We start from the raw sequence: 21,433 nt of genomic DNA, 5'->3' as shown, positions 1-21,433 counted from the left end.
GAAACACTGTTCTCCGTCATCTGCGTTGCCTCGCATGCCGCCCTACCGGAGGAGTCCTCATGTCCTTGATCTGCATCCGCGAGGTCGTCGTGGCCTGCCGCGACGTTGCGGCAACGACTCGCTTCTACGCAGACGCCTTCGGCTTCGACGTGGTGGAGCGCTCCGCACGGGGCGTGCTGCTCGCGGCGGGCGGCGCCCCGTCCGGACGATTGCGGTTGGTCCCTGCTGCTGGGGGCCCTGCTGCTGGGGGCCCTGCTGCTGAGGGCACTGACCCTCAGGACGCTGCCGCTGAGCGCGCCGAGGTCTGGGACCTCGGGGCTCGTCTCCTCGGGATCTACAGCCGCGACCTCGAGGACACCTACGACGCGGTGGCGGCAGCCGGCGGTCGACCGCGACGCCCGGTCACCTATCCCTACGGAGCTGCCTCGCTCTCGGAGATCGTGGCAGGAGGTCCGGACGACGTCTGGTTCACCGTCCCGCGGGCCGTCACGGGTGCGCACCGCCCCAGTGCTGCGTACGCGGGAAATGCGGAGCGTCTCCACTCCGAGCTCCACACCGCCGTGCTCGTCGTGGAGGACCACGACGCAGCGCTCGCCTTCTTCACGGCCGGAGGGCTCGAGACCGTCTTCGACGGTGAGATGGCCGGCGCCGACTTCGAGGAGCTCACCGGCATGCCGGTCGGCGCCACCCTGCGGCTCGCCTTCCTGGGGGGCAGCGAACACCTCCCCGCCCGCTTCGAGATCATGTCCTTCAGCGGCGCGCCCACCCGGGACCTGAGCGGCTCCCCGCTCGGCATCCAGCGGCTGGTCTTCGCCTGCACGGACGTTGCAACCACCCGGGCCGCGCTGCTGGCCGCAGGCGGAGAAGCCCTCGTCGACGGGGGCGTACGCGGTCCTGTCGGTGTGGTGCTCGACCTGGTGGAGTCCGACCGGTGAGCGTCTCGACCATGGTGGTGGTCGGCACGGGGGGAGCCGGCCTGTGTGCCGCGATCGCCGCTGCGGACCACGGTGCCCGGGTGCACCTCGTGGAGAAGCTGTCGGAGATCGGCGGGATGCTGCACATCGCCAACGGCGAGTTCTCCGGGGCGGGCAGTCGCCGCCAGGCGGCACACGGCATCGAGGACTCCCCCGAGAAGCACCTGGCCGAGGTGCGCCGGATCTCCCACGACCGCGTGCATCCCGAGCTGGCACGGTTGTCGGTGATGGCGCAGGGCGAGACGGTCGACTGGCTCGACGACCTGGGTTTCGACTTCCACCCCGACTGCCCCGGCCTGATCCATGGTCACGAGGTCTACGACGTCCCGCGCACCTACTGGGGCGTCGAGCACGGCCGCTCCGTGATCAAGGCGCTGGAGCCCCTGCTGATCGAGCACATCGCCGCCGGTCGCATCACGCTGCACCTCGAGACCGCCATGACCAGCCTGCTCACCGACGACGACGTCGTGGTCGGCGTGAGCGTCGAGCACGCCGGGACCAGGGTTGAGCTGCTGGGTGACGCGGTGGTCCTGGCGACCGGTGGTTACGACGCGAACCTCGCGCTGCGCAACGAGTTCCTCCCCGAGCACTGTGCCGATGTCCTCGTCGGCTGCCTTGACCACGCGACGGGCGACGGGCTGATCGCGGCGCGCGAGCTCGGCGCCGACGTCTCGGCCGACGGCATCTTCCTGCCTGTCATGGGCATGATCCCCGACCCCGAACGGCCCCAGCACGCGGTCGACTACCGGGTCGCCTTCGTCGAGATGGCCCCGGCCTACCGGACGCCCCACGAGATCTGGGTGAACCGCGAGGGTGACCGGTTCGTGGCCGAGGACACCACCTCGCCGGAGCAGCGCGAGCGCGCCCTGATCCGGCAGCCGGGCAACCTGATGCACGTCGTCTTCGACGACGGTGTGCTGGCGGCGGCGCAGGTGAGCCTGATCCGCAACCCAGCCGACGAATGGACCCCGGAGCGGTTCGCCGAAGCATGCGCGGACAGCCCCTGGATCACACGGGCCGACACGCTGGAGGAGTTGGCCACGAGCCTCCAGGTGCCCGCCGCCTCCCTCCGCGCATCGGTCGATCAATACAACGCCGTCGGCGCGGGTGAGCAACCGGACCCCTTCGGGCGGACCACCTTCCCGACCCGACTGGGGGAGGGGGAGTGGTACGCCATCACCACTACGGCCGCCTCGATCCTGTCGCGCGACGGGTTGCGGGTCGACACCGGACTGCGGGTGCTCGACGTCGCCGGGTCGCCGATCGACGGCCTGTACGCGGTGGGCGAGATCCTCGGCAACAACGTCTTCGCCGGCGACAACTACGTCGGCGGCATGAGCATCACCCCGGCCATGACCCTGGGGCGTCACCTCGGACGCACCCTCGCCAGCTCTCTGGAGGACCAGTGAAGAACCCCACTCTCGTAGGCGGCGTTAACGCCGCTTTCCTCGGCGTCCAGGACGTCGACGCCCATCTCGGGCTCTACGTCGGACAGCTGGGTTGGGAGGTGCACAGCTCCGGCACGTTCTCGGCCGCCGAGGCCGCAGGGCTGTGGGGAGAGGGAGTGGGGGAGACCCCCTTCGTGGAGCTACGTGCCGCAGGGGCCGATCACGGGCGGCTGATCCTGCTGGGGGTGCCCCAGCAGGCTGCTCCGGCGCACCCGATGCAGGCCGACACCGGCCTGGTCGCCATCAACATGTACACCCGCGACATCGAGGTGAGCCACCGGGAGCTCAGCGCAGCCGGGCAGGAGTTCCGCACGCCGCCGGCGACGTGGGCGGTGCCGCTGAACGACACGCTGGTCTCGGTGACCCAGATGTTCCTGCTCGCTCCCGACGGCGTCGACATCGTCTTCGTCGAGCCGGCCGCAGCCAGAGGCACGGCCGCCTGGGACGTCGACCCCGATCGCCACTACACCGAGCTGACGTCGGTGGTGTGCCACGTGCCCGATTTCGAGGCCGAGGTGCGCTTCTGGGGTCCCGAAGGACTGGGTCTGCAGTCCTGGTACGACGTGAGCTTCACCCACCCCGGGCTCGACGAGATGGCTCAGTTGCCGGAAGGCTCGGTCATGCGGCTCTCGTTCCTTGCCGGGGCGACCACGGCACGCCTGGAGATCACCCGTCTGGACGACCAGACCCTGGGCCAGGACCACCGCGCGCAACAACGTACGGCCCGCCACCCCGGCCACACGGGCTGGCTCTTCGAGGTGACCGACCTCGACACGACCCTCTCCCGGGTCTCTGACCTGGGCGGCGAGGTGCTGAACTCTGTGGCGGCTGGCCCCGGCGGCCTCTTCGCCGGCGCACCGGCAGCGTTCGTCAATACGCCCAACGGTCTCCCCGTAACGTTCGTCGAGGTCCCGCACTGATCGGGCGCTCCAGGAATTCTCGGCCCGAACCCGGCAGTGCCTACGTGCCCGTGGTTCTCCCCGTCGGCACCGCCGACCCCGTCAGACCACCGGTCCCGGACCGGTCTTGTGAGGAGTGAGTGACATCAGCAGAGAACATGACTTCGACGTCGTCGTGGTGGGAGCCGGCACCGCCGGACTTCCGTGTGCGATCCATGCCGCCCAGGGCGGAGCCAAGGTGCTCCTGCTCGACAAGGACCCCAAGATCGGCGGCACGCTGCACGTGACCGGTGGGCACATGGCCGCGGCCGGAACCCGTCGCCAGGCCGAGCGCGGCATCGAGGACTCCGCCGAGCTGCACCTGGCCGACATCCAGCGGATCACCCAGGGCACCGCGCGCGAGGACCTCGTGACCGTGGTGGCCCAGAACGCTGCGGCGACCATCGAGTGGCTCCAGGACCGTGACTTCCCGTTCGCCCCGGAGACGCCGCGCATCGTCTACGGCCACGAGCCCTACGAGATCGCCCGCACCTATTACGGCAAGGACGAGGGGGTCTCGATCCTCGAGGTCTTCCAGGCCGAGCTCGACCGCACCGTGGCGGAGCACGACCTGACCGTGTGGACCGCCTCCCCGGTCACCGAGATCCTGCAGGACTCCGAGGGCGTCGCCACCGGTGTGTCAGTGCTGCGCGGTGGGGACGAGGTCGAGGTGACGGCGCGCGCCGTGGTGCTGGCGACGGGCGGTTACGGCGCCGACGCCGAGCTCTTCCAGGAGCTCGAGGGCGCCCCGCTGGTCTCCGCGGCGGCACGGACCTCGACGGGTGACGGCCTGCACCTCGGCATGGCGGTGGGTGCGCGTCTCCAGGGAGCGGGCACCTACCTGCCCACCTTCGGTGGCCTGCCCGACCCGCAGAGCCCCGGGCGCGCCAACTGGAACGACCGGCAGCGTCTCACCAGTGAACGTCCTCCCCGTGAGATCTACGTCGACATGGACGGCAAGCGGTGGGTCCGCGAGGACGAGGAGTCGATCGACGAGAAGGAGCGGGCGCTGGTCGGGATCCCGGACCAGACGTTCTGGACGATCTTCGACGACGCCGCCCTGGCGCTCTCGACCGGCACCATGAACGAGATGATCGTGGGGCTCGAGCCAGATGCGGTCCGGGCAGTCGCCGACACCCGGGTCGGAGTCCACTCCGCCTCCTCGCTGGACGAGCTCGCCCGCAAGGCCGGGATCGACCCCGCCGGCCTGGTGTCCACCGTGGAGACGTACAACTCCTACGTGGCAGCCGGCGAGGACCCCGAGTTCGGGCGTACGTACCTCCCGGCCCCCATCGCGCAGGGACCCTTCTACGCGGTGCGCAACCACGCGATCACGCTGGTGACCTTCCAGGGTCTCGACATCGACGCCGAGTTCCAGGTGCGCGACGAAGCCGGTGAGGTCATCCCCGGTCTGTACGCCATCGGCGAGGTGATCGGAGCGGGTGCCACGTGTGGCAACTCGTTCTGCTCCGGGATGCTGACCACGCCGGCCCTGACCTTCGGTCGGCTCCTCGGCACCCGGCTGGCCACGGCCTGAGGCAAGGAACACCACATCGTGTTGCCGCTGCGTCTGGAAGGAACACACATGCAGGCTCAGACAGAACAGCTCAGACGCGGCGTCGTGGAGTACCGCGGAGACGTCGGGCTCCGGGGCCGGGAAACGTTCACCGTCAGCCGAGCGCCCGACGGCACCATGACGCTGCAGGCCCACTGCCGGATGTACGACACCCGGGTCGAACGCTGGGTGGTGCACACGGTGGACGGCTCGCTGCGGCCACTGCGTTCGTACGTCAGCCAGCGTCGGGCTGGTGAGTTCCTGGGGGAGGGCAGATTCCTCGTGGAGCCCGACGCCGTGATCGCCAGCACGCGGGTCGCGGGCATGGGTGAGGTGACGCAGCGGGTGCCGGTCGACGGGCCCCTGGACTACTTCGTCCCGCACGCGGTGGCGGCGGACTCGTGGATCACCCCGCACCACCCGCCGGGGGAGCAGGGGTGGCGGGAGGTGCTGCGCGGCTACACCACCTCGCTCCTGCCGGACGGGTCCACGGGTCCGTTGACCGAGCGCCACGGCGGCCTGCGCCTGCGCTGGGAGGGGAAGGAGACGATCGAGGTGCCGGCGGGGGCCTTCGACGTTGACCATTTCGTGGTGAGCGCACGCCCCGGTGTGGAGGAGCATCTCTGGGTGAGTGCTGACCACTGGGCGACGCTGGTGAAGCTGCGCTCCGACCGCCTGGCCACCACCTACGTCCTGACTGAGTTGAGCGAGGAACCGATGTGGCCGGCCGTGACTGCCGGCGGCGCAACCACGTGAGGCAGGTCACCAAAATCTATTGACGCGGATCACAGAGCGGAATAAGGTTTCACCTACAGGAATCCCGTTCCACGTAGTGGGACCTCCCCCCAAGGAGAACTATGCGCCCCGAGCGTCTTCGATCTCGTCCCGTCCGACTTGCCGCTGTAATGGCCGTCGCCTCCATGGCGCTGGCCGCCTGCGGCCAGGGCTCCGCCGACAAGGAGGGTGACGCAGGCGAGCCGCGCGCCGGGGGCGTCGCGACCATTGACTGGGTCGCCAACCCGACCAGCCTGGACCCGCTCAAGTACAACGTGCTCGGCACGTACAACCTGGTGGGGTTGGTCTACAACACCCTCTACCGCTGGACGGAGGAGGGCGGACTGGACCCGGAGTTGGCCACCGAGGACCCCGAGGTCAGCGAGGACGGGCTCACCGTCACCTTCCCGATTCGCGAAGGCGTCAACTTCCACGACGGCTCCCCCCTCACCGCCGAGGACGTCGCCTTCACCATCGAGCAGGTGATCAACCCCGAGAACGGCTCGATCTGGTACGCCGGGCTCTCGCCCATCACGAAGGTTTCGGTGACCGACGACACCACCGTCGAAGTCACGCTCTCGCGACCCCACGCGGTGCTGCAGGGCATCATCTCCCAGGTCCCGATCATCTCTGCGGACACCGAGTACAAGCCCGTCGACACCTACGCCCGAGAGATGAACGGCACCGGCCCGTTCAAGTTCGTCTCCTGGGACCAGGGCGTCGAGGTCGAGCTGGAGCGCAACGACGACTACTGGGTCGAGGACCGACCGCTGCTCGACGGCGTCGTGATGCGCACCGTGCCCGAAGACGCGTCCCGCATGGCCAACCTCTCCAGCGGCAACGCCGACATCATGCCGATGGTGCCCTTCAACCAGGTCGATGCCCTGGAGAAGCGTGGCGCGAACGTGGAGGTCACCGACAAGTCGGCACTTCTTCCGCTGCTCTTCCCGTCGATGCAGGAAGGTCGCCCGACCGCCAACGCCGACTTCCGCAAGGCGGTTGCCTGGGCCATCGACCGCAGCCAGATCATCGACAACGTCTTCAAGGACCGGGCTGAGTCTGCCTCCACGGTCATGTCGCAGGGCACGCCTCACTGGAACGAAGACCTGGGGACCACCTACGGCGACGACCCCGACCTGGACGAGGCCAAGGCAGCGCTCGCCAAGTCCGGCGTGAAGGCCGGAACCAAGATCAACCTCATCGTGCGCAACGAGCCGATGCCCATCGCGATGGGCACGATCATCCAGCAGAACCTGCGTGCCCTCGGGCTCGAGGCGAGCCTGTCGCCCGAGGAGTCGGCTGCCTACCTGCCCAAGCTCTTCGCCGGAGACTTCGACCTGATGATGCTCAACATCGAGGTGGGGCTGACCTCCGGGTTCACCCCGACGTACGTCTACTCCGCGCTCCACTCGGAGTCCGGCGGCAACTTCACCGGCTTCAGCGACGAGAAGCTGGACGAGCTCCTCGTCAAGGCCATCGGTGAGAGCAAGGACCCGGACGCTGCCTGGGCCGCTGTCCAGGAGCGCGAGTTGGAGACCGTGCCGCTGATCCCGACGGTACGCGCCCCCTACGTCGAGGGCTACTCGTCGCGGCTCCAGGGACACACGCCGTCGTCCCTGTTCAGCCTGCGGGACCTCGACCAGGCCTGGCTCTCCGACTGATCTGCCGCGTCACCCCCAGACACTCCGGTCCCGCGGCCCCGCTGCGGGGCCGGAGTTTCAGCCGAACCAAAGGACGGAGCGGACCGTGAACCACTCGAGCGTGCGAGGACGACTCGCCTACCTGGGACCTGAGGGCCACGAGCGCGGACGCGAATGGTTCCACGTCACCATCGCCCCTGACGGCAGTCGGACCATGCGGAGCGTGGCGGAGATCGACGACTCGGAGATCCTGCGCGACGTCACCCTCACCGTGGGCCCGGACTGGCGTCCCGCGGAGAGCTACGTCCGAGTGAGCGTGGCCGACCTCTGGGTGGGCACGGCGTGGTTCCGCTTCGACGACCGAGGTGCCACTGCAGAGATCGACAGCCCGCTCCTGGGGCAGCTGACGCAGCGCCTGCCTTCGTCGGGCCGCGCGCCCATGTTCGGCGCCCATCAGGTGGCCGGTGACGGCTGGCAGGCGGCTCTCCTCGAGCCGGGGGAGTCCGGGCCGCGTCGCGTCGAGGGGATCCTGATCTCCTCACCTCTGCCGAACGGCGCTTCCGCACCGATGCTGGCCAGCACGGCCATGGTCGCCGAGTGTCTCGGACCGGAGCAGATCACCACCCCGGCCGGCGCCTTCGACACGCTGCACTTCCGCTTCACCCCCGATGGCCTGGGCGCCGAAGACGTGTGGGTCCTGCCGCAGGACCTCACCCTCGTCCGCTCCGTCTGGGGTCACTACGGAACGACGTACGAGCTGGTCGAACTGTCCCACCCCGACCATCCACCGACCAGCGGCCAGACCCCTTGACCAGACCGCCTCACCCGTCGCCCGACCACTCACCGAGGAGAACCATGATCGCCAACCCCGACCGCACCCCGCTCCAGACCGCAGCACTCATGCTGGACTCGCTGCGCGACCGCAGCCTGGAGGGCGTGCTCGACTGCTTCGACCCGTCGCCGGAGACGTACGTCTTCGTGGAGGGTCCGCGCTGGACCAACCGTGACGGCGCCAAGATCGCCCAGGGATGGCGCGACTACTTCGAGGCGCCCATCCGGCTCATCGAGTGGCGCTGGACCGACGGCCCCGACGTCTTCGAGTCGGGAGACCTGGCCGTCGTCTGTGGCTGCATCGAGTACGAGTTCGAAGGCGCGGGCGAGTCGCGACCGCTGCCGATGCGCATGACCTGGGTCGTGCGACGGCTCGACGACCGCGTGTGGCGCATCGTGCACGAGCACGGCTCCCAGCCCCTGGCGGACCCGTACGGGACCGGGGACTGGTTGGTCGAGCGCCCCGAGGCCTGAGAAACCGACGACACCGAGCGAGGTCACGACAGTGCCCGCCATGATGCACCGGCCCGCAGTCGGCGGCCCGGCACCGGTCGCGACGCTGGAGCGTGCCCTCGATGTCCTCCAGGAGTTGGGGCACGGACACGGTGACCGGGGTGTCAGTGAGTTGTCCCAGGCCCTGGGCATGCCCAAGGGGTCGGTGCACCGCATCCTCACCGCTCTGGCCGCCCGGGGCCTGGTGCAGCAGGATCCACGCACGCAGCGCTATGCCCTGGGTTGGGCGGTGCTTCGTCTCAGCACCGTCTACCTGTCGCGTGCCGACGTCACGGTGCTGGCACGTCCGGTGCTGGAGAAGCTCTCCTCGGTCACCGGCGAGACTGCCACGCTCTCGGTGCGGGTGGGGCGTTGGCAGCGCATCTACGCCGCCCAGGTCCTGCCGGACCGGGAGGTGCGCATGACCGTGACGGAGGCCGAGCCCTACCCACTCCACGCCGGAGGGTCCGGGCGGGCCCTGCTGGCCTTCCTCCCCGAACGCGAGCAGCGGGCCTATCTGGCGCGCTGGGAGTCGACGGTCGTGGGGGAGCGTGCCAGCGAGGAGCTCTCGGAGCTCCGCGGCCTCATTGAGGTCACGCGCTCCCAGGGATGGACGCGCTCCGGCGGTCAGCACATGCCGGGCTCCGCGTCCGTCGCGGCCCCGGTGCTCGACCATCGAGGAGAGGCGGTGGCTGCGGTGAGTGTCTGCGGCCCGGCGCTGCGATTCGCAAGCTCCGTGGAGCAGCACACAGCCCATCTGCTGGGCGCGGCGGCCACTCTTTCCGCCCGTTTCGGCTGGAACGTCTGACATTTTTGTCCGGGATGCTTGTGGAACGGTGTTCCTGTGAGTGAAACTAGGGTCCTGCAGTCGGGATCACCCACCGCCCGGCTCAACCAGCATCCCAGGAGTGTCGAGTGCCCCCAACGACGACGCGAATCTATGGCCCCATCGTGTCCACAGCAGATCTGGCCGCGCAGGAGAAGGTCTTCACCGAGGTCTTCGACATGGAGTTGGTCGAGACGCTGCACCTCGACGCGACCCAGGCCCGCACGGTGTTCGGCATCGATCATGAGACCGAGGTGGACGGCGCAGAGGTGCGAGTCCTGGGCACACCGGGCGTGGAGGCCGGTGTGGTGCTCGTCGCCTTCTCACCGGCGTCGACCGAGACCGTACGCAGCTGGGAGACCCGCGTCTCGCGTGATGCGCTCAAGGTGATCGACTTCTACGCGCCCGACTACGAGGGAGCCATCGCCCGGGCCAAGGATCTGGGCTACCGCGTCATCGAGTCCGAGGCGTCCTACGAACTGCCCGAAGGCACTTTTCGCGAAGCCCACCTCTGGGGGCCGGACAACGTGGTCACCGCGTTCCTCGGTGGCCCGGCCGACTTCTTCGCCGACTTCGCGCAACGCACCGACGGGTGGGTGAGCGAGGTGCAGAGCATCTCCGCCCCGCTCACCGATGCCCAGCCCGCCGTCGACTTCTACCGCGACGTCCTCGGGTGGGAGGTCGTGTTCGAGTACGCGATCGACGACCCGAGCTTCGCGGCCATGGTGGGGGTGGAGGAATTGGTCCTGCGTTCGCGCAACGTGGGGCCCTCGACACGCGAGCCGTACTTCGGGCTCATCGACTACGGGCTGACCGAAGCGTCCGAGGGCACGCTCCTGGGCCGCGCGCGCGCCCCGCGGCGCGGACTCCTGGGAGCCCTCCTCGTCACCGACGAGATGAGTAGCCTGTTGAAGCGTGCGGGGGATGCAGCCGGCCCCCCGGTCACCCTGGACCTTCTCGGTCGCAACCAGGCAGTCCTCCTGGGCACACCGCACCAGGTCCCCCACGTGGTCCTCGGATCCCATGGCAACTGAACAGCTCACCGGCCCAATGCTCCGTGGGACCCGCCCCGGGCCCCATGACCTGCAGACATCTCCGCGACCCCAGTCGTGGACGGAACGCGATAGGAGGGCCCCATGCTGAGGATGACGGTTTCCAGACTTGTCTCGGCAGTGCCCGTACTGCTGCTGATCTCGATCGTGGCGTTCACCCTGCTCAGGCTGGCACCCGGCGACCCGGCACTGCTGTCGGTCGGGCTCGAGGCGCCGCCCGAGGCTCTGGCCAAGGCCCGAGCGGACATGCGGCTCGACGACCCGATGTGGATGCAGTACTTCACCTGGCTCGGTGACCTGGTCCGCGGCGACCTCGGGACGTCGTACTCCGACAAGTCCCCGGTGACGCAGACCATCGCGGACCGGCTGCCGATCACCCTCCAGCTCGCGGTGATGGCGCTGTTCATGATCATTGCCGTCGGTGTCCCGCTGGGCGTCATCTCGGCGCTCCGGGCCAACACCTTCGTCGACCAGGTGATCCGGGTGGGATCGCTGGCCGGCATCTCGGTGCCGAACTTCGTGGTGGCGCTCTTCCTGGTGCTCATCTTCGGCTGGTGGTTCCCGGGCTACATGCCCTACCAGGGATACACACCCTTCGGGGAGAACATGGTCGAGTCGTTGCGCTCGACCCTGCTCCCGGCCTTTGCGCTCGCAGCCCCCCAGATCGGACTCGTGGCGCGACTCACCCGCTCGAGCATGCTGGAGGTCATGGGACAGGAGTACGTCTCGGCCGCCCGTGCGATGGGTGTCCGTGAGCGAGTCATCATCTGGAAGGACACCCTGCGCAACGCTCTCCTCCCGGTGATCACCGTGCTGGGCGTGCAGACCGGCTTCCTCCTTGGAGGATCGGTCGTCGTCGAGACGGTCTTCGGAATCCCCGGGCTGGGACGACTCCTGGTCGAGTCCTTCACCATCCGTGACTACCCGATCACCATCGGCGTGATGATGTTCATCGCCGCCGTGTTCGTCTTCGTCAACATCGTGGTCGACCTGTTGTACGGGGTCATCAACCCCCGTATCCGGATCGGCTACGCGAGCGGCAAGGAGTGAGCCCCGTGGCCATCACCGAGACCAAGGACGGCATCCCCGCCGACAACCCCGCCGACAACCCCGCTGACAACTCGGCCCACCGGGCGGACGAGGTTGGCCTGCTGCGCCGTCTCACGAGCCGCAAGCTCTCCGCGATCAGCCTGGCCGGAGTGGGCTTCTTCCTCCTGCTGGCCCTCGTGGGTCCCTTCTTCGCGCCCTTCGACCCCGCCGCCCTGGGCGACGAGCCCCTGACTGGACCCAGCGCTCAGAACTGGATGGGCACCGACTCGGTCGGCCGGGACGTGTTCTCACGGTTCCTGCACGGGTCGCGCGTCTCCATCCTCGTCGGGTTCCTGGCCGTCCTCTTCGCCCTCGTCGTGGGGTCGTTGCTGGGCATGCTGGCCGGCATGAAGTCGGGCAAGTTGCGGGACTCGGTGATCATGCGCCTCATGGACGTGATCCTCTCCTTCCCGCTGCTGGTCCTCGTCCCGGTCATCACCGGCATCCTGGCTCAGCGTCAGCTCTCCCTCGGACCCGTCTCCATCACCCCCGAGGTCCTGGTCGCCATCGCGATCGGCATCGTCCTGGTCCCGGTGTTCGCGCGTATCGCACGAGCCTCCGTCCTGGCCGAGATGCGTGAGGACTACGTCACCGCCGTACGGTCCTTCGGCGGCCGAGGCAAGGACATCCTGTTCCGCAACCTCCTCCCCAACATCTCGGCACCCCTGGTCGTCCAGGCTGCGTTCGCCCTCGCCATGGCGGTCTCGGTGGAGGCTGCGGTCTCCTTCCTCGGGCTGGGCGTGCAGCCGCCCGGTGCGAGCTGGGGCACGCTCCTGGCCGACGCACGTCAGTACGTGACTCTCGGCGCCTGGTGGCTGGTGGTCTTCCCGTCCATCGCCATCGCGCTCTTCGTGTTGTTCTTCAACCTTCTGGGAGACCAACTGCGCGACGAGCTCGATCCTCGGGCCAAGAGCACCACGAAGAAGTCGAAGAAGTCCGGCGCCTCCGCGAAGGGAGAGCAGAAGTGACGAACCCCAGCACAGCCGCCACGGCGGTGGAGACCGACGAGGTCCTGCGGGTCACCGACCTGCGCACCACGTACCAGTTCCGCGGACTCCCGGTCCCGGCCGTGAAGCGCTTCTCCCTGTCGGTGAAGCCGGGCGAGATCGTCGGGCTCGTGGGGGAGAGCGGGTCGGGCAAGTCCACGGCCCTCAAGTCCATCCTCGGCATGCTGCGACCGCCGGCCCAGGTGGAGGCCGAGGAGATCATCCTCACCGGTCGCGACCTGCGCTCGCTCTCCGAGGAGGAGATGCGCAAGGTCCGCGGCGGCGAGATGGCGATGATCTTCCAGGACCCGATCAACTCGTTCAACCCCTCGTGGACCATCGGCAGCCAGTTCCGACGTGTGCTCTCACTGCACCGCCCGGACCTCGAACGCAAGGAGTACGACGAGGAGATCCTGCGTCTGCTCAAGGGCGTCGGCATCGATGGCCGGGGCAAGCTGAACTCCTACCCCTTCCAGTTCAGTCAGGGGCAGCTGCAGCGGATCATGATCGCGGTGGCGTGTGCCTCGAAGGAACTCAAGGTCCTGCTGGCCGACGAGCCCACCACCAGCCTCGACGTGACGATCGAGGCGCAGGTGCTCGAACTCCTGCGCACCCTGCGGGTCGAGCGCAACCTGTCCATGGTCCTGGTGACCCACGACCTCTCCGTGGTCGCCGAGATGTGCGACAAGGTCGTCGTCATGTACGCCGGCCAGGTGGTCGAGGTGGCCGACGTCTTCAACCTCTTCGAGAGCCCCCAGCACCCGTACACCCAGCAGTTGCTCCAAGCCATCCCCGGCTTCCCGCACGACGGGGAGCGTCTCTATGCCATGCGCGGAGCGGTGCCCGGACTGGCCACCGAGATCCAGGGCTGCTGGTTCGCCGACCGCTGTGACTCCAAGCTCGGGTCGATCTGCGACACCACCCCACCGCCGCTCTACCCGGTCACCGCGACCGGGGGACTCGCCGCGTGTCACCGCGTGCCCGACCCGGCGATCGCCGGTGGAGAAGGGAAGAACTCATGACCGAGAACGTGCCCACGCCCGCCCCGCTGCTGAGCGTCAAGGACCTGCACACCCACTTCCCGGTGGGAGGTGGACTCCTCACGAAGTTGCGGGGGCAGCAGCAGATCGTGCACGCCCTCGACGGTGTGAGCGTCGACATCGCCCCGCGCCAGACCCTGGCCATCATCGGCGAGAGCGGTTCGGGGAAGTCGACCATGGGTCGCTCGATCCTCCGTCTGGAGGAGCCGACCGGGGGCTCGGTCTCCTTCCGCGGCCGTGACATCACGAGTCTCAGTCGGGAGGAGTTGCGTCGCGAACGCCAGCACATGCAGATGGTGTTCCAGAACCCGTACTCCTCGGTCAACAAGCGCAACCGACTCGTCGACATCATCGCCGAACCGCTGCGGGTCCACGGCGTCGGGGACGCGTCCTCGCGGCGTCAGCGTTCGGTCGAGCTGCTCGAGCTGGTCGGTCTGAACCGTGACTTCCTGCACCGCTACCCCCACGAGGTCTCCGGAGGGCAGTTGCAGCGGGTGGGCATCGCCCGGGCACTGGCGACCAACCCCGAGTTCCTGGTGGCGGACGAGCCCACCGCCTCACTCGACGTGTCGGTGCGGGCCCAGGTGATGAACCTCCTGACGGACCTCAAGTCCGAGCTCGGGCTCACGATGATGTTCATCAGTCACGACCTCGCCGTGGTCTCCTACATCGCCGACCAGATCGCCGTGATGTACCTGGGCCGCATCGTCGAGATCGGTAGCAAGCAGCAGCTGGAGTCCGCGCCGCAGCACCCGTACACCAAGGCACTCTTCGCGGCTGCTCCGAAGCCGGACCCGCGACTCAGGAAGAAGGAGTCGGCGCCGTTGGGCGAGGTGCCCAACGCGATCACCCGGCCCACGGGCTGCTTCTACTCCCCGCGGTGCCCCCTGGCCGAGGCCAAGTGCTTCACCGACTACCCGAGGTTGGAAACCAAGGCGGCTGGACAGCAGGTGGCGTGCCACCTGGTCGCCCCGAGCCCTTTGGTGGGCGCCACCCAGCTCCCGATCACCCCGGTCTGACGCACGAGCCCTCCGCCATGGTGGTGGCGGAGGGCTCGTGCGTTGTCGCGACGGATGGTCAGCGCAGTTGGGAGATGTCCACGCGGTCCCAGGTCGCGATGCCCCCGAGGTCCAGGCATGCGGTCACGGTGTGGGCCACGGCGTCGGGGCTGATCATCGGTACGTCGCGACCGGCGCTCATCTCGCTCTCCACGGTGGCGGAGACGACGAGGTCGGTGAGCTTGACGCCCGTGCCCGTGAGCTCCTGACGCAGGCTCTCGACGAGACCACGCAGGCCGTGCTTCGAGGCTGCGTACGCCGATCCGGTGGGGAATCCCTGCACCCCCGCGCCGGAGTTGAGCGTGAAGACGTGCCCTGCGCACCCGTCGATCTTCTCCTGCGACTGCATGCGAGTCGTCACAGCCTTGAGTGTGTGGAACGCGGTGGTCAGGTTGCCGTGCACCTGGGCGTCCCAGGACGCGGGGGACAACTCCGCGACGGCGCCTCGCTCGAAGAAGCCGGCCGAGGCGACAGCCACCTCGAGTCGTCCTTCGACCCCGGAGAGCAGGTCCTCCAGGTTGCCCGGGACTCCGGCATCCGCCACGTGCACCACGACCTCACCCGGCAGGTCTGCCGCGCTCTGGCGCAGCCCCTCCAGTGGGGGCTGTCGGCGCCCGACGGCATGGACGGTCAGGCCGCGCTCGGCCAGCGCGATCGCGATCGCGCGACCGATCCCGGTGCCCGCGCCGGTCACGAGTGCGTGGCGCTTCACAGGCGCTCGAAGAATTCGAGGCGTTCGTCATCCGGCCCGAACCAGCCGCTGACCCGGACGCGTCCGAAGGCCGGTTGGTCGACGATGATCTCCTCGCCACTCGGCTCGGTCCCGATGGCACGCAGCAACAAGGTGGTGGCGTCGAGGTCGTCGGTCTCGAAGGACGCGCTCAACACCCCGGCGGCGCCTGCGACCGCTCGGTCGCGCTGCGAGCGACCCGGGAATCCGACGTACTGGGCGATCTCCAGGCGACCCAGGCCCGACGCCTCGGGGTTCATCATGTTGATGTTGTGCAGACCAGTGCCGTCGGGGAGGTGGAAGAAGCCCTCCATCGACTCCAGCAACTTGTCGTACATCGGGCGGAGGCCCAGGGCGGCGTAGAACCGAGCCGATCGGCGGGCGTCACTGGAGTGGATGCAGACGGTCTGCAGACCGGTCGCCCGGCCGTCGTACGCGTGCAAGGGGTGGCTGGGCTTCGTCTCGAGCTGGAAGACGTCCAGCAGGACCCCGTCCGGACCGTAGTTGAGTGAGTCCCAGGCCGAGAGGTCGTCGGTCACCGTCCAGTGGGTCGGTCCGGACCTGGTCCGTCCGCCGCTGGCCGCGAGGGTCGAGAGCGTGGAGGTGAGCTCCGGGACGCGGATGTTGAGGGCGTAGTGGCCGTAGTCCTCCAGGGAGGAGTAGTCACCCCAGTAGATCGGGGTCGCGGCCTCGTACGCGACGAGTCGCAGGAGACCCGACGAGGTGCCGTCGGGACCCAGCACGGCCTGGCGACCCCTCTGGTCAGGCGAACCACCCCAGAGCTGCACGGTCTCCTCCGGGCGGATCGGACCCTCGCCGTGAACCACGTAGTCGAAGGTGTCGCAATAGAAGGCGACGGCTGCTGCAAGGTCTGTCACTCCGACAGTGCTCACCTTGATCTCGCTGATCACGGGTTCTCCATTCCGTTGATTGGAACAATGTTTCCAATCCTGCGCGCGAGGCTCGGCCGTGTCAACGGACAATTCCGCAGAGCGGTGGGGTGTTCCGTTGTGCGGGACAATGCGACATGATGGGGTGGAACCATTGCCTCACGACCAGGAGTCACCAGAGTGATCGAACGTCACTACGCCGACCTCGCCGACGGGCAGGTGCACTATCTGAGGGCGGGCTCCGGAGCGCCGGTCATTCTGCTCCACTCCTCCCCGATGTCGTCGGCCACCATGGTGGAGTGGATCGACGCCCTCGCCGGGCGATTCACCGTCCTGGCCATGGACACGCCCGGTTACGGACAGTCCGACCCGTTGCCCGGAGAGACGGGTCGCGAGCGATCGATCCCCGAGTACGCGCAGCGGGTGCTCGACTTCGCGGACGCGCTGGGGATCGATCGATTCATCGTGGCCGGCACCCACACCGGCTCGAAGATCGCGCTCGAGACAGCGGTGATCGCCCCCGACAGGGTGGCGCAACTGGTGATGGACGGGTTGGGCCTCTACACGGGTCCGGAGCTGGAGGAGCAGCTCGAGCGCTACACCCCGCCGGTGGAGCCCGACTGGTACGGCGGGCACATGCTGAAGACCTGGCACATGGTGCGCAACATGTGGACCTTCTGGCCGTGGTACCGGCAGGAGGCCGATCGACGGCTCCCCGAGGACCTGCCGTCAGTGGACGTGATCCACCAGCTCACGTTCGACCTCCTGCGCGCTCGACCTGACTGGGGCCTGTCCTACCGGGCCGCCTTCCGGTACGACGCCCGCGCGGCCCTCGGTCGGTTGGCCGTCCCAGCAGTGCTGGTCGCCAAGCACGCCGACCCGCTGCACGAACACCTGGACCGGTTGGCCGTCGAGGCGCCGACCCTGACGGTGCACAGCGTGGGAAACGACGAGCACGTCGCCCGTATCGCGCAGGCCTTCGACGACACGACCGGTCTCCCGGATGCCGGTGTGGCGCCGCGGCCTGTCCACCGTGGCGGAACCAGTCGGCGCTACGTCCGCACCGACTTCGGTGAGGTGCACGTACGTCTGGACGGGTCGCCGGAACACCCGCCGCTGCTGGTGGTGCACGGTTCTCCCGGCTCGGCCGACAGTTTCGAGGGACTGATCCTCGACCTGGCAGGCGACCACTTGGTGATCTCCCCGGACACGCTGGGCAACGGATACTCGGCCCCCTCCGGCCTGGACCAGCCCGAGATCGCCGACTTCGCTCGCGCGCTCGCGGCGGTGCTCGACGAGCTCGGCCTGGCGGGGATCCCGGCGTACGGCAGTCACACCGGTGCCTGTCTCGCCCTGGAGCTCTCCTGCCAGCGTCCAGACCTGGTCCGGGGCTTGGTTGCGGACGGACTGCCGGCCTTCTCGGACGAATTCGTGGCGGACCTGCTGGAGAACTACTTCATCGACATGACTCCGAGTCGTGGTGGCGAGCACCTGGTGCGCGCGTGGCACACGGTGCGCGACGCCCAGCTCTACTGGCCCTGGTACGGGGGCGACATCGAGACCCACCGACCGACGGCGCCCTCCGACACGGCTGAGCTGCACCGGTTGGTGATGGAGTTCATCAAGAGTGGACCCTCCTACAAGCAGTCGTACTCGGCGGCCTTCCGTTTCCGGGCCCCGGATCGGCTCGCGGCGTGCGAGGTGCCCGTCGTGGTCTGCGCGACGCCCCAGGACATGTTGCGCGAGGGCAGCGAGGCGCTCTCGTCAGGACTGGTCAGTTTCGTCGCGCTCGAGCCCGATGCCGGACGCGACGCGGCGTGGGCCGTGCGCGAGATGACCAGCCCGGTCCGGTAGGCATGCAAGGACTGCGACCCCGGACCGCTGTGGCGGTCCGGGGTCGCAGTCGGGCGTGATGTCAGAGCGGAGGCTTGAGGTCGCGCTTGACGACCTTGCCTCCGGCGTTGCGGGGGAGCGCAGGGGTGGCGTACCAACGCCTCGGGATCTTGTACCCCGCCAAGGTCTCGCGGCAGTGGGACTCCAGGGCGTCGGCGTCGAGGGTGCTGCCGTTCTTCAGGACCACATGGGCGACGACCGTCTCACCCCAGGTCTCGTCGGCCTCACCCACCACGGCGGACTCGACCACGTGCGGGTGGGAGGCCAGTGCCTCCTCGATCTCACGCGGGTAGACGTTGGTGCCACCCGAGATGATCAGGTCCTTCTTGCGGTCGACGACCGAGATGTACCCCTCCTCGTCGACCACCACGATGTCGCCACAGGTCACGAAACCGTCCTCGGTGGTGCAGGCGGCCGTGGCCTCGGGGTCGTCAAGGTAGCCGTTCATCAGGTAGGGGGAGCGACTGAAGAGTTCGCCGGGCGAGCCCGCAGGCACCGCGACTCCTGCCTCGTCGACGACCTTGACCTCGGTCATGTACCAGGGGTGGCCCACTGAACCCGGCTTGCGGCGCATGTCGACGGGACGCAGGTTGGTGATGATCCCGGACTCGGTGGAGCCGTACAGCTCGTGGACGCCGACGTCAGGGAAGGTCTCCATGACCCACTGCTTCAAGGGCCAGGGCAGGGCGGCTGCGTTGAAGTAGAGGGTGTCGAGGCTGGACAGGTCCCGGGAGGAGACGACGTCGGGGCCGAGCGCCCGCAGACCCTGCGCATGGGTGGGGATCAGGAAGGCGGACTGGACGTGGTCGCGTTCGACGAGCTCCAGGAAGTCTGCCGGACTCCACTTGTTGAGCATGGTCACCGTGCCCCCGGTGAAGACCGGGGCGAAGCCGAAGGCGAAGCCCGCTCCGTGGTACATCGGCGCTACCGCTGCCGAGACGCGTCCGGTGCCGAGCCCGTACTCGAGGGCCGACATGTAGATGGTGAGGACCCGACTCCGGTGCGAGATCAGCACGCCCTTGGGCTTACCGGTGGTGCCGGAGGTGTACGTGATGCAGAACGGCTCGGACTCGTCGACGACGATCCCGGGGTCCGTGGCCGGCGCCGCTGCCAGAGCGGACTCGTAGTCGGCGCCCAGGGCGTCGGCTCCCATGCTCTCCGCATCCAGCGTGAGAACAGGTAGGTCATGCGCCCGGACGGCGTCGGAGACCACCGGCGCCAGTGCGCCGTCGATGACGAGGAAGTGGGTCCCGCTGTGCTCGAGGATGTATTCGGCCTCCGATCCCGTGAGGCGGGGGTTGAGCGGGACCATCACGAGGCCCGCCTTGGCGATGCCCGTGGCGACCTCCGGGAACTCCAAGCGGTTGCCCAGGAGTACGGCAACCTTTTCCCCGCGTTCGAGCCCACTGCCCAGCAGGTGGTGCGCCAGCCGGTTGGAGCGCTCTTCGAGCTGGGCGTACGTCTGGGTGCGGTCCCCGTCGATCACAGCGACCTGACCGGGGGAACTGCGCGCGAACTCACGCACCCCCTGGGCGATGGAGAGGGGGGAACCGCCGGGCTTGAGCGCCATAATTCTCCTTGGAGTGGGGGCCGCCGGGAGAGAAGGTTCTGCAGGTCCTTCACCTCCGTCGCGGCGACTCGGGTCCAGATATCGTCTTACGGAAGGCATCGCAATGAAACAGCGTTCCGTCTAGTGTAAATGCTGGCGGCCCACGAAGTGCCCGCGCCGTCCGCACACGCGAGAGGAATGGTTCCATGACGCTGGTCGACATCGAGACCGCAGATCTGACCTGGTTCGACCTGCTGCCCGCCGGGTCCTCCCGGGCGACCCGGATGAGCATGCTGTGGAAGGACGAGGAACGTGGGCTGCGCTCGGTGCTCGTCGACTTCCCGGATGACTGGCGCCGCGAAACGACTGGTCACCAGCCGGCCCAGGAAGAGATGGTCGCGCTGAGCGGTGCCATGCACATCAACGGCCTGCGTGCCGGGGTCGGTCAACTCCTGGTCGGCGTGCCGCACGCGACGCGCGCAGACACCTGGAACGAGCCCACGACGCGGGTTCTCGTGTGGTTCTCGGGCGAGGGTGGGGGGTGGCAGGAAGGCCCGCACGACCCGCCGTTCGACATGCAGGTCGTCGACCTGGAGCCCGGGGTGGTGCGTGAACCACGCGAGGGACTGAACGGATCCATCGAGGTGCACGAGGAGATTGCCGGGCGCGTCTTCGACCATGACGCGGACCTGCTCTGGGTCGAGGCCCTACGGTGGACACACCTTCCGGCCGGGACCGCAGCCCCCGAGGTGGCAGGTCGCGCCGTCGTCAAGCTCTGGGGCTGAGCCCTGCGGACCGTCACGCTGGCGGAAACCGGACGCACAGACGTTCATCAGAAGTAGGGAGGGAGTGCTCATGTCGATCACTCAGGACAGTCACAACGGAGAAGCCACCAAGGCGTCGGCGACGACGATCGCCACCGTCGAACGGGCTGCAGACATGCTGCTCCACATGGCTGCGTCGCGAGGACCGGACTTCGGGATCACCGAGCTGGCCGAGGACCTGGAGATGTCCAAGGCCGCGGTGCATCGCGTCCTGGCCACGCTGCGCCTCAAGGGTCTCGTGGACCTCGATCCCCGCACCCGTCGCTACGCACTCGGCGTGGGCACGCTGCGTCTGGGCCTGGCCTATCTGGACCGGATCGACGTGCGTCGAATGGGACGTCCGGCCATGGAGCGTCTCTCGGAGCGCACCGGGGAGACGACGACGTTGTCGGTGCTTCTCGGCGGGCAGGAGCGCATCTACGTCGACCAGGTGACGCCGGATCGCGAGGTGATTCTCTCGGTCACCATGGGAGAGCCCTATCCACTGCACGCCGGTGCGTCTGGCCGGGTGTTCCTGGCCCACATGGACAGCTCCGCGGTCGACGCCTACCTGCAGGAGTCGCCCCTGACGCGGATGACGGACAACACCCTGACCGACCAGGTCGAGCTCAGGCGCGTCCTGGCCGAGGTGCGCGAGCAGGGTTGGGCGGTCTCCGACGGAGAGCGCAAGGGAGGGGCGGCGGCAGTGGCCGCTCCGGTGCTGAGCCACGACGGTTTCCCGGTCGCGGTCGTCAGTGTCTGCGGTCCGCGCGAGCGACTGCTCGAGAACGTGGAGCACTGCAGGACCGAACTTCTCTCGGCCAGCCGGGAGCTCTCGCGCCGCTTCGGGTGGCACGGCCTCTGA

General features: G+C 68.4%; 20 protein-coding genes. 17 read left to right on the top strand and 3 right to left on the bottom strand.

The genetic code is table 11. The features are described 5' to 3' along the window. Positions 1 to 59 precede the first annotated feature (59 nt). The 14 genes from DNK52_RS13580 (at position 60) to DNK52_RS13515 (ending at position 14,664) form a co-directional block, all read left to right on the top strand. Positions 60 to 935 (top strand): VOC family protein, encoded by an 876-nt coding sequence (locus DNK52_RS13580; protein WP_110241540.1) that lies wholly within the window; start codon positions 60 to 62, stop codon positions 933 to 935. Beyond that, entirely contained in the window at positions 932 to 2,383 is a 1,452-nt protein-coding gene (locus tag DNK52_RS13575; protein ID WP_110241539.1) for an FAD-dependent oxidoreductase, read from the top strand. Before DNK52_RS13580 ends, DNK52_RS13575 begins: the two co-directional genes overlap by 4 nt. After that, the gene (locus DNK52_RS13570; protein WP_110241538.1) at positions 2,380 to 3,342 is read left to right on the top strand and encodes a VOC family protein; all 963 of its coding nucleotides are present in this window, start codon (positions 2,380 to 2,382) and stop codon (positions 3,340 to 3,342) included. The genes DNK52_RS13575 and DNK52_RS13570 overlap by 4 nt, the downstream gene beginning before the upstream one ends. A 115-nt stretch (positions 3,343 to 3,457) precedes the next feature. Beyond that, on the top strand, positions 3,458 to 4,897 hold the full coding sequence (locus DNK52_RS13565) for an FAD-dependent oxidoreductase (RefSeq protein WP_239455606.1): 1,440 nt from the start codon (positions 3,458 to 3,460) through the stop codon (positions 4,895 to 4,897). Between the two features lie 48 nt (positions 4,898 to 4,945). Further along, on the top strand, positions 4,946 to 5,671 hold the full coding sequence (locus tag DNK52_RS13560) for a DUF3108 domain-containing protein (protein WP_110241537.1): 726 nt from the start codon (positions 4,946 to 4,948) through the stop codon (positions 5,669 to 5,671). A 101-nt stretch (positions 5,672 to 5,772) separates the two neighbouring features. Further along, positions 5,773 to 7,350, top strand: a complete 1,578-nt coding sequence (locus tag DNK52_RS13555) for an ABC transporter substrate-binding protein (protein WP_110241536.1) — start codon at positions 5,773 to 5,775, stop codon at positions 7,348 to 7,350. 85 nt (positions 7,351 to 7,435) lie between these two features. After that, positions 7,436 to 8,140 carry a hypothetical protein gene (locus DNK52_RS13550; RefSeq protein ID WP_110241535.1) on the top strand — a complete coding sequence of 235 codons (705 nt, stop codon included), beginning with the start codon at positions 7,436 to 7,438 and terminating at the stop codon, positions 8,138 to 8,140. A 44-nt stretch (positions 8,141 to 8,184) separates the two neighbouring features. Then, a complete protein-coding gene (locus DNK52_RS13545) occupies positions 8,185 to 8,634 on the top strand; it encodes a YybH family protein (protein WP_110241534.1) in 450 nt (149 codons plus the stop codon). Between the two features lie 40 nt (positions 8,635 to 8,674). Continuing rightward, positions 8,675 to 9,460 (top strand): IclR family transcriptional regulator, encoded by a 786-nt coding sequence (locus tag DNK52_RS13540; RefSeq protein WP_110241533.1) that lies wholly within the window; start codon positions 8,675 to 8,677, stop codon positions 9,458 to 9,460. A 143-nt stretch (positions 9,461 to 9,603) separates the two neighbouring features. After that, on the top strand, positions 9,604 to 10,512 hold the full coding sequence (locus DNK52_RS13535) for a hypothetical protein (protein WP_110241532.1): 909 nt from the start codon (positions 9,604 to 9,606) through the stop codon (positions 10,510 to 10,512). Between the two features lie 102 nt (positions 10,513 to 10,614). Beyond that, positions 10,615 to 11,580 carry an ABC transporter permease gene (locus DNK52_RS13530; RefSeq protein WP_110241531.1) on the top strand — a complete coding sequence of 322 codons (966 nt, stop codon included), beginning with the start codon at positions 10,615 to 10,617 and terminating at the stop codon, positions 11,578 to 11,580. A gap of 5 nt (positions 11,581 to 11,585) precedes the next feature. After that, positions 11,586 to 12,587, top strand: a complete 1,002-nt coding sequence (locus DNK52_RS13525) for an ABC transporter permease (protein ID WP_162598774.1) — start codon at positions 11,586 to 11,588, stop codon at positions 12,585 to 12,587. Then, positions 12,584 to 13,627: an ABC transporter ATP-binding protein gene (locus DNK52_RS13520; protein ID WP_162598773.1), complete on the top strand. Its 1,044-nt coding sequence runs from the start codon at positions 12,584 to 12,586 to the stop codon at positions 13,625 to 13,627. Before DNK52_RS13525 ends, DNK52_RS13520 begins: the two co-directional genes overlap by 4 nt. Further along, positions 13,624 to 14,664 carry an ABC transporter ATP-binding protein gene (locus DNK52_RS13515; protein WP_110241528.1) on the top strand — a complete coding sequence of 347 codons (1,041 nt, stop codon included), beginning with the start codon at positions 13,624 to 13,626 and terminating at the stop codon, positions 14,662 to 14,664. Before DNK52_RS13520 ends, DNK52_RS13515 begins: the two co-directional genes overlap by 4 nt. A gap of 58 nt (positions 14,665 to 14,722) precedes the next feature. Here the strand turns inward: DNK52_RS13515 and DNK52_RS13510 are convergent, their stop codons facing one another. Together DNK52_RS13510 and DNK52_RS13505 are read right to left on the bottom strand one after the other, a co-directional pair. Then, positions 14,723 to 15,415: an SDR family oxidoreductase gene (locus DNK52_RS13510; RefSeq protein ID WP_162598772.1), complete on the bottom strand. Its 693-nt coding sequence runs from the start codon at positions 15,413 to 15,415 to the stop codon at positions 14,723 to 14,725. Next, complete coding sequence (locus DNK52_RS13505; protein WP_110241526.1) at positions 15,412 to 16,344, bottom strand: VOC family protein; 933 nt, start codon at positions 16,342 to 16,344, stop codon at positions 15,412 to 15,414. Before DNK52_RS13505 ends, DNK52_RS13510 begins: the two co-directional genes overlap by 4 nt. Positions 16,345 to 16,503: 159 nt before the next feature. Here DNK52_RS13505 and DNK52_RS13500 point away from each other — a divergent pair, with 159 nt between their 5' ends. After that, on the top strand, positions 16,504 to 18,177 hold the full coding sequence (locus DNK52_RS13500) for an alpha/beta fold hydrolase (protein ID WP_110241525.1): 1,674 nt from the start codon (positions 16,504 to 16,506) through the stop codon (positions 18,175 to 18,177). Positions 18,178 to 18,238: 61 nt separating this feature from the next. Here DNK52_RS13500 and DNK52_RS13495 read toward each other — a convergent pair whose 3' ends face one another. Beyond that, positions 18,239 to 19,786, bottom strand: a complete 1,548-nt coding sequence (locus tag DNK52_RS13495; RefSeq protein ID WP_110241524.1) for a class I adenylate-forming enzyme family protein — start codon at positions 19,784 to 19,786, stop codon at positions 18,239 to 18,241. 185 nt (positions 19,787 to 19,971) lie between these two features. On the opposite strand from DNK52_RS13495, the gene DNK52_RS13490 reads away from it, so the two are divergent. Further along, entirely contained in the window at positions 19,972 to 20,550 is a 579-nt protein-coding gene (locus DNK52_RS13490; RefSeq protein WP_110241523.1) for a hypothetical protein, read from the top strand. A 70-nt stretch (positions 20,551 to 20,620) separates the two neighbouring features. Next, positions 20,621 to 21,433: an IclR family transcriptional regulator gene (locus DNK52_RS13485; RefSeq protein ID WP_110241522.1), complete on the top strand. Its 813-nt coding sequence runs from the start codon at positions 20,621 to 20,623 to the stop codon at positions 21,431 to 21,433.

The organism is Nocardioides gilvus, from assembly GCF_003194605.1.
Lineage (GTDB): Bacteria > Actinomycetota > Actinomycetes > Propionibacteriales > Nocardioidaceae > Nocardioides > Nocardioides gilvus.
The sequence above is the reverse complement of the archived record's forward strand: the minus strand, read 5'-3'. Positions and strand labels throughout refer to the sequence as shown.

What these genes read in the sequence shown, in the direction of transcription:
- DNK52_RS13580 (WP_110241540.1), top strand. Translation starts at nt 60, where the DNA reads ATGTCCTTGATCTGCATCCGCGAGGTCGTCGTGGCCTGCCGCGACGTT.
- DNK52_RS13555 (WP_110241536.1), top strand. Translation starts at nt 5,773, where the DNA reads ATGCGCCCCGAGCGTCTTCGATCTCGTCCCGTCCGACTTGCCGCTGTA.
- DNK52_RS13540 (WP_110241533.1), top strand. Translation starts at nt 8,675, where the DNA reads ATGATGCACCGGCCCGCAGTCGGCGGCCCGGCACCGGTCGCGACGCTG.
- DNK52_RS13485 (WP_110241522.1), top strand. Translation starts at nt 20,621, where the DNA reads ATGTCGATCACTCAGGACAGTCACAACGGAGAAGCCACCAAGGCGTCG.
- DNK52_RS13530 (WP_110241531.1), top strand. Translation starts at nt 10,615, where the DNA reads ATGCTGAGGATGACGGTTTCCAGACTTGTCTCGGCAGTGCCCGTACTG.
- DNK52_RS13490 (WP_110241523.1), top strand. Translation starts at nt 19,972, where the DNA reads ATGACGCTGGTCGACATCGAGACCGCAGATCTGACCTGGTTCGACCTG.
- DNK52_RS13495 (WP_110241524.1), bottom strand. Translation starts at nt 19,786, where the DNA reads ATGGCGCTCAAGCCCGGCGGTTCCCCCCTCTCCATCGCCCAGGGGGTG.
- DNK52_RS13545 (WP_110241534.1), top strand. Translation starts at nt 8,185, where the DNA reads ATGATCGCCAACCCCGACCGCACCCCGCTCCAGACCGCAGCACTCATG.
- DNK52_RS13560 (WP_110241537.1), top strand. Translation starts at nt 4,946, where the DNA reads ATGCAGGCTCAGACAGAACAGCTCAGACGCGGCGTCGTGGAGTACCGC.
- DNK52_RS13515 (WP_110241528.1), top strand. Translation starts at nt 13,624, where the DNA reads ATGACCGAGAACGTGCCCACGCCCGCCCCGCTGCTGAGCGTCAAGGAC.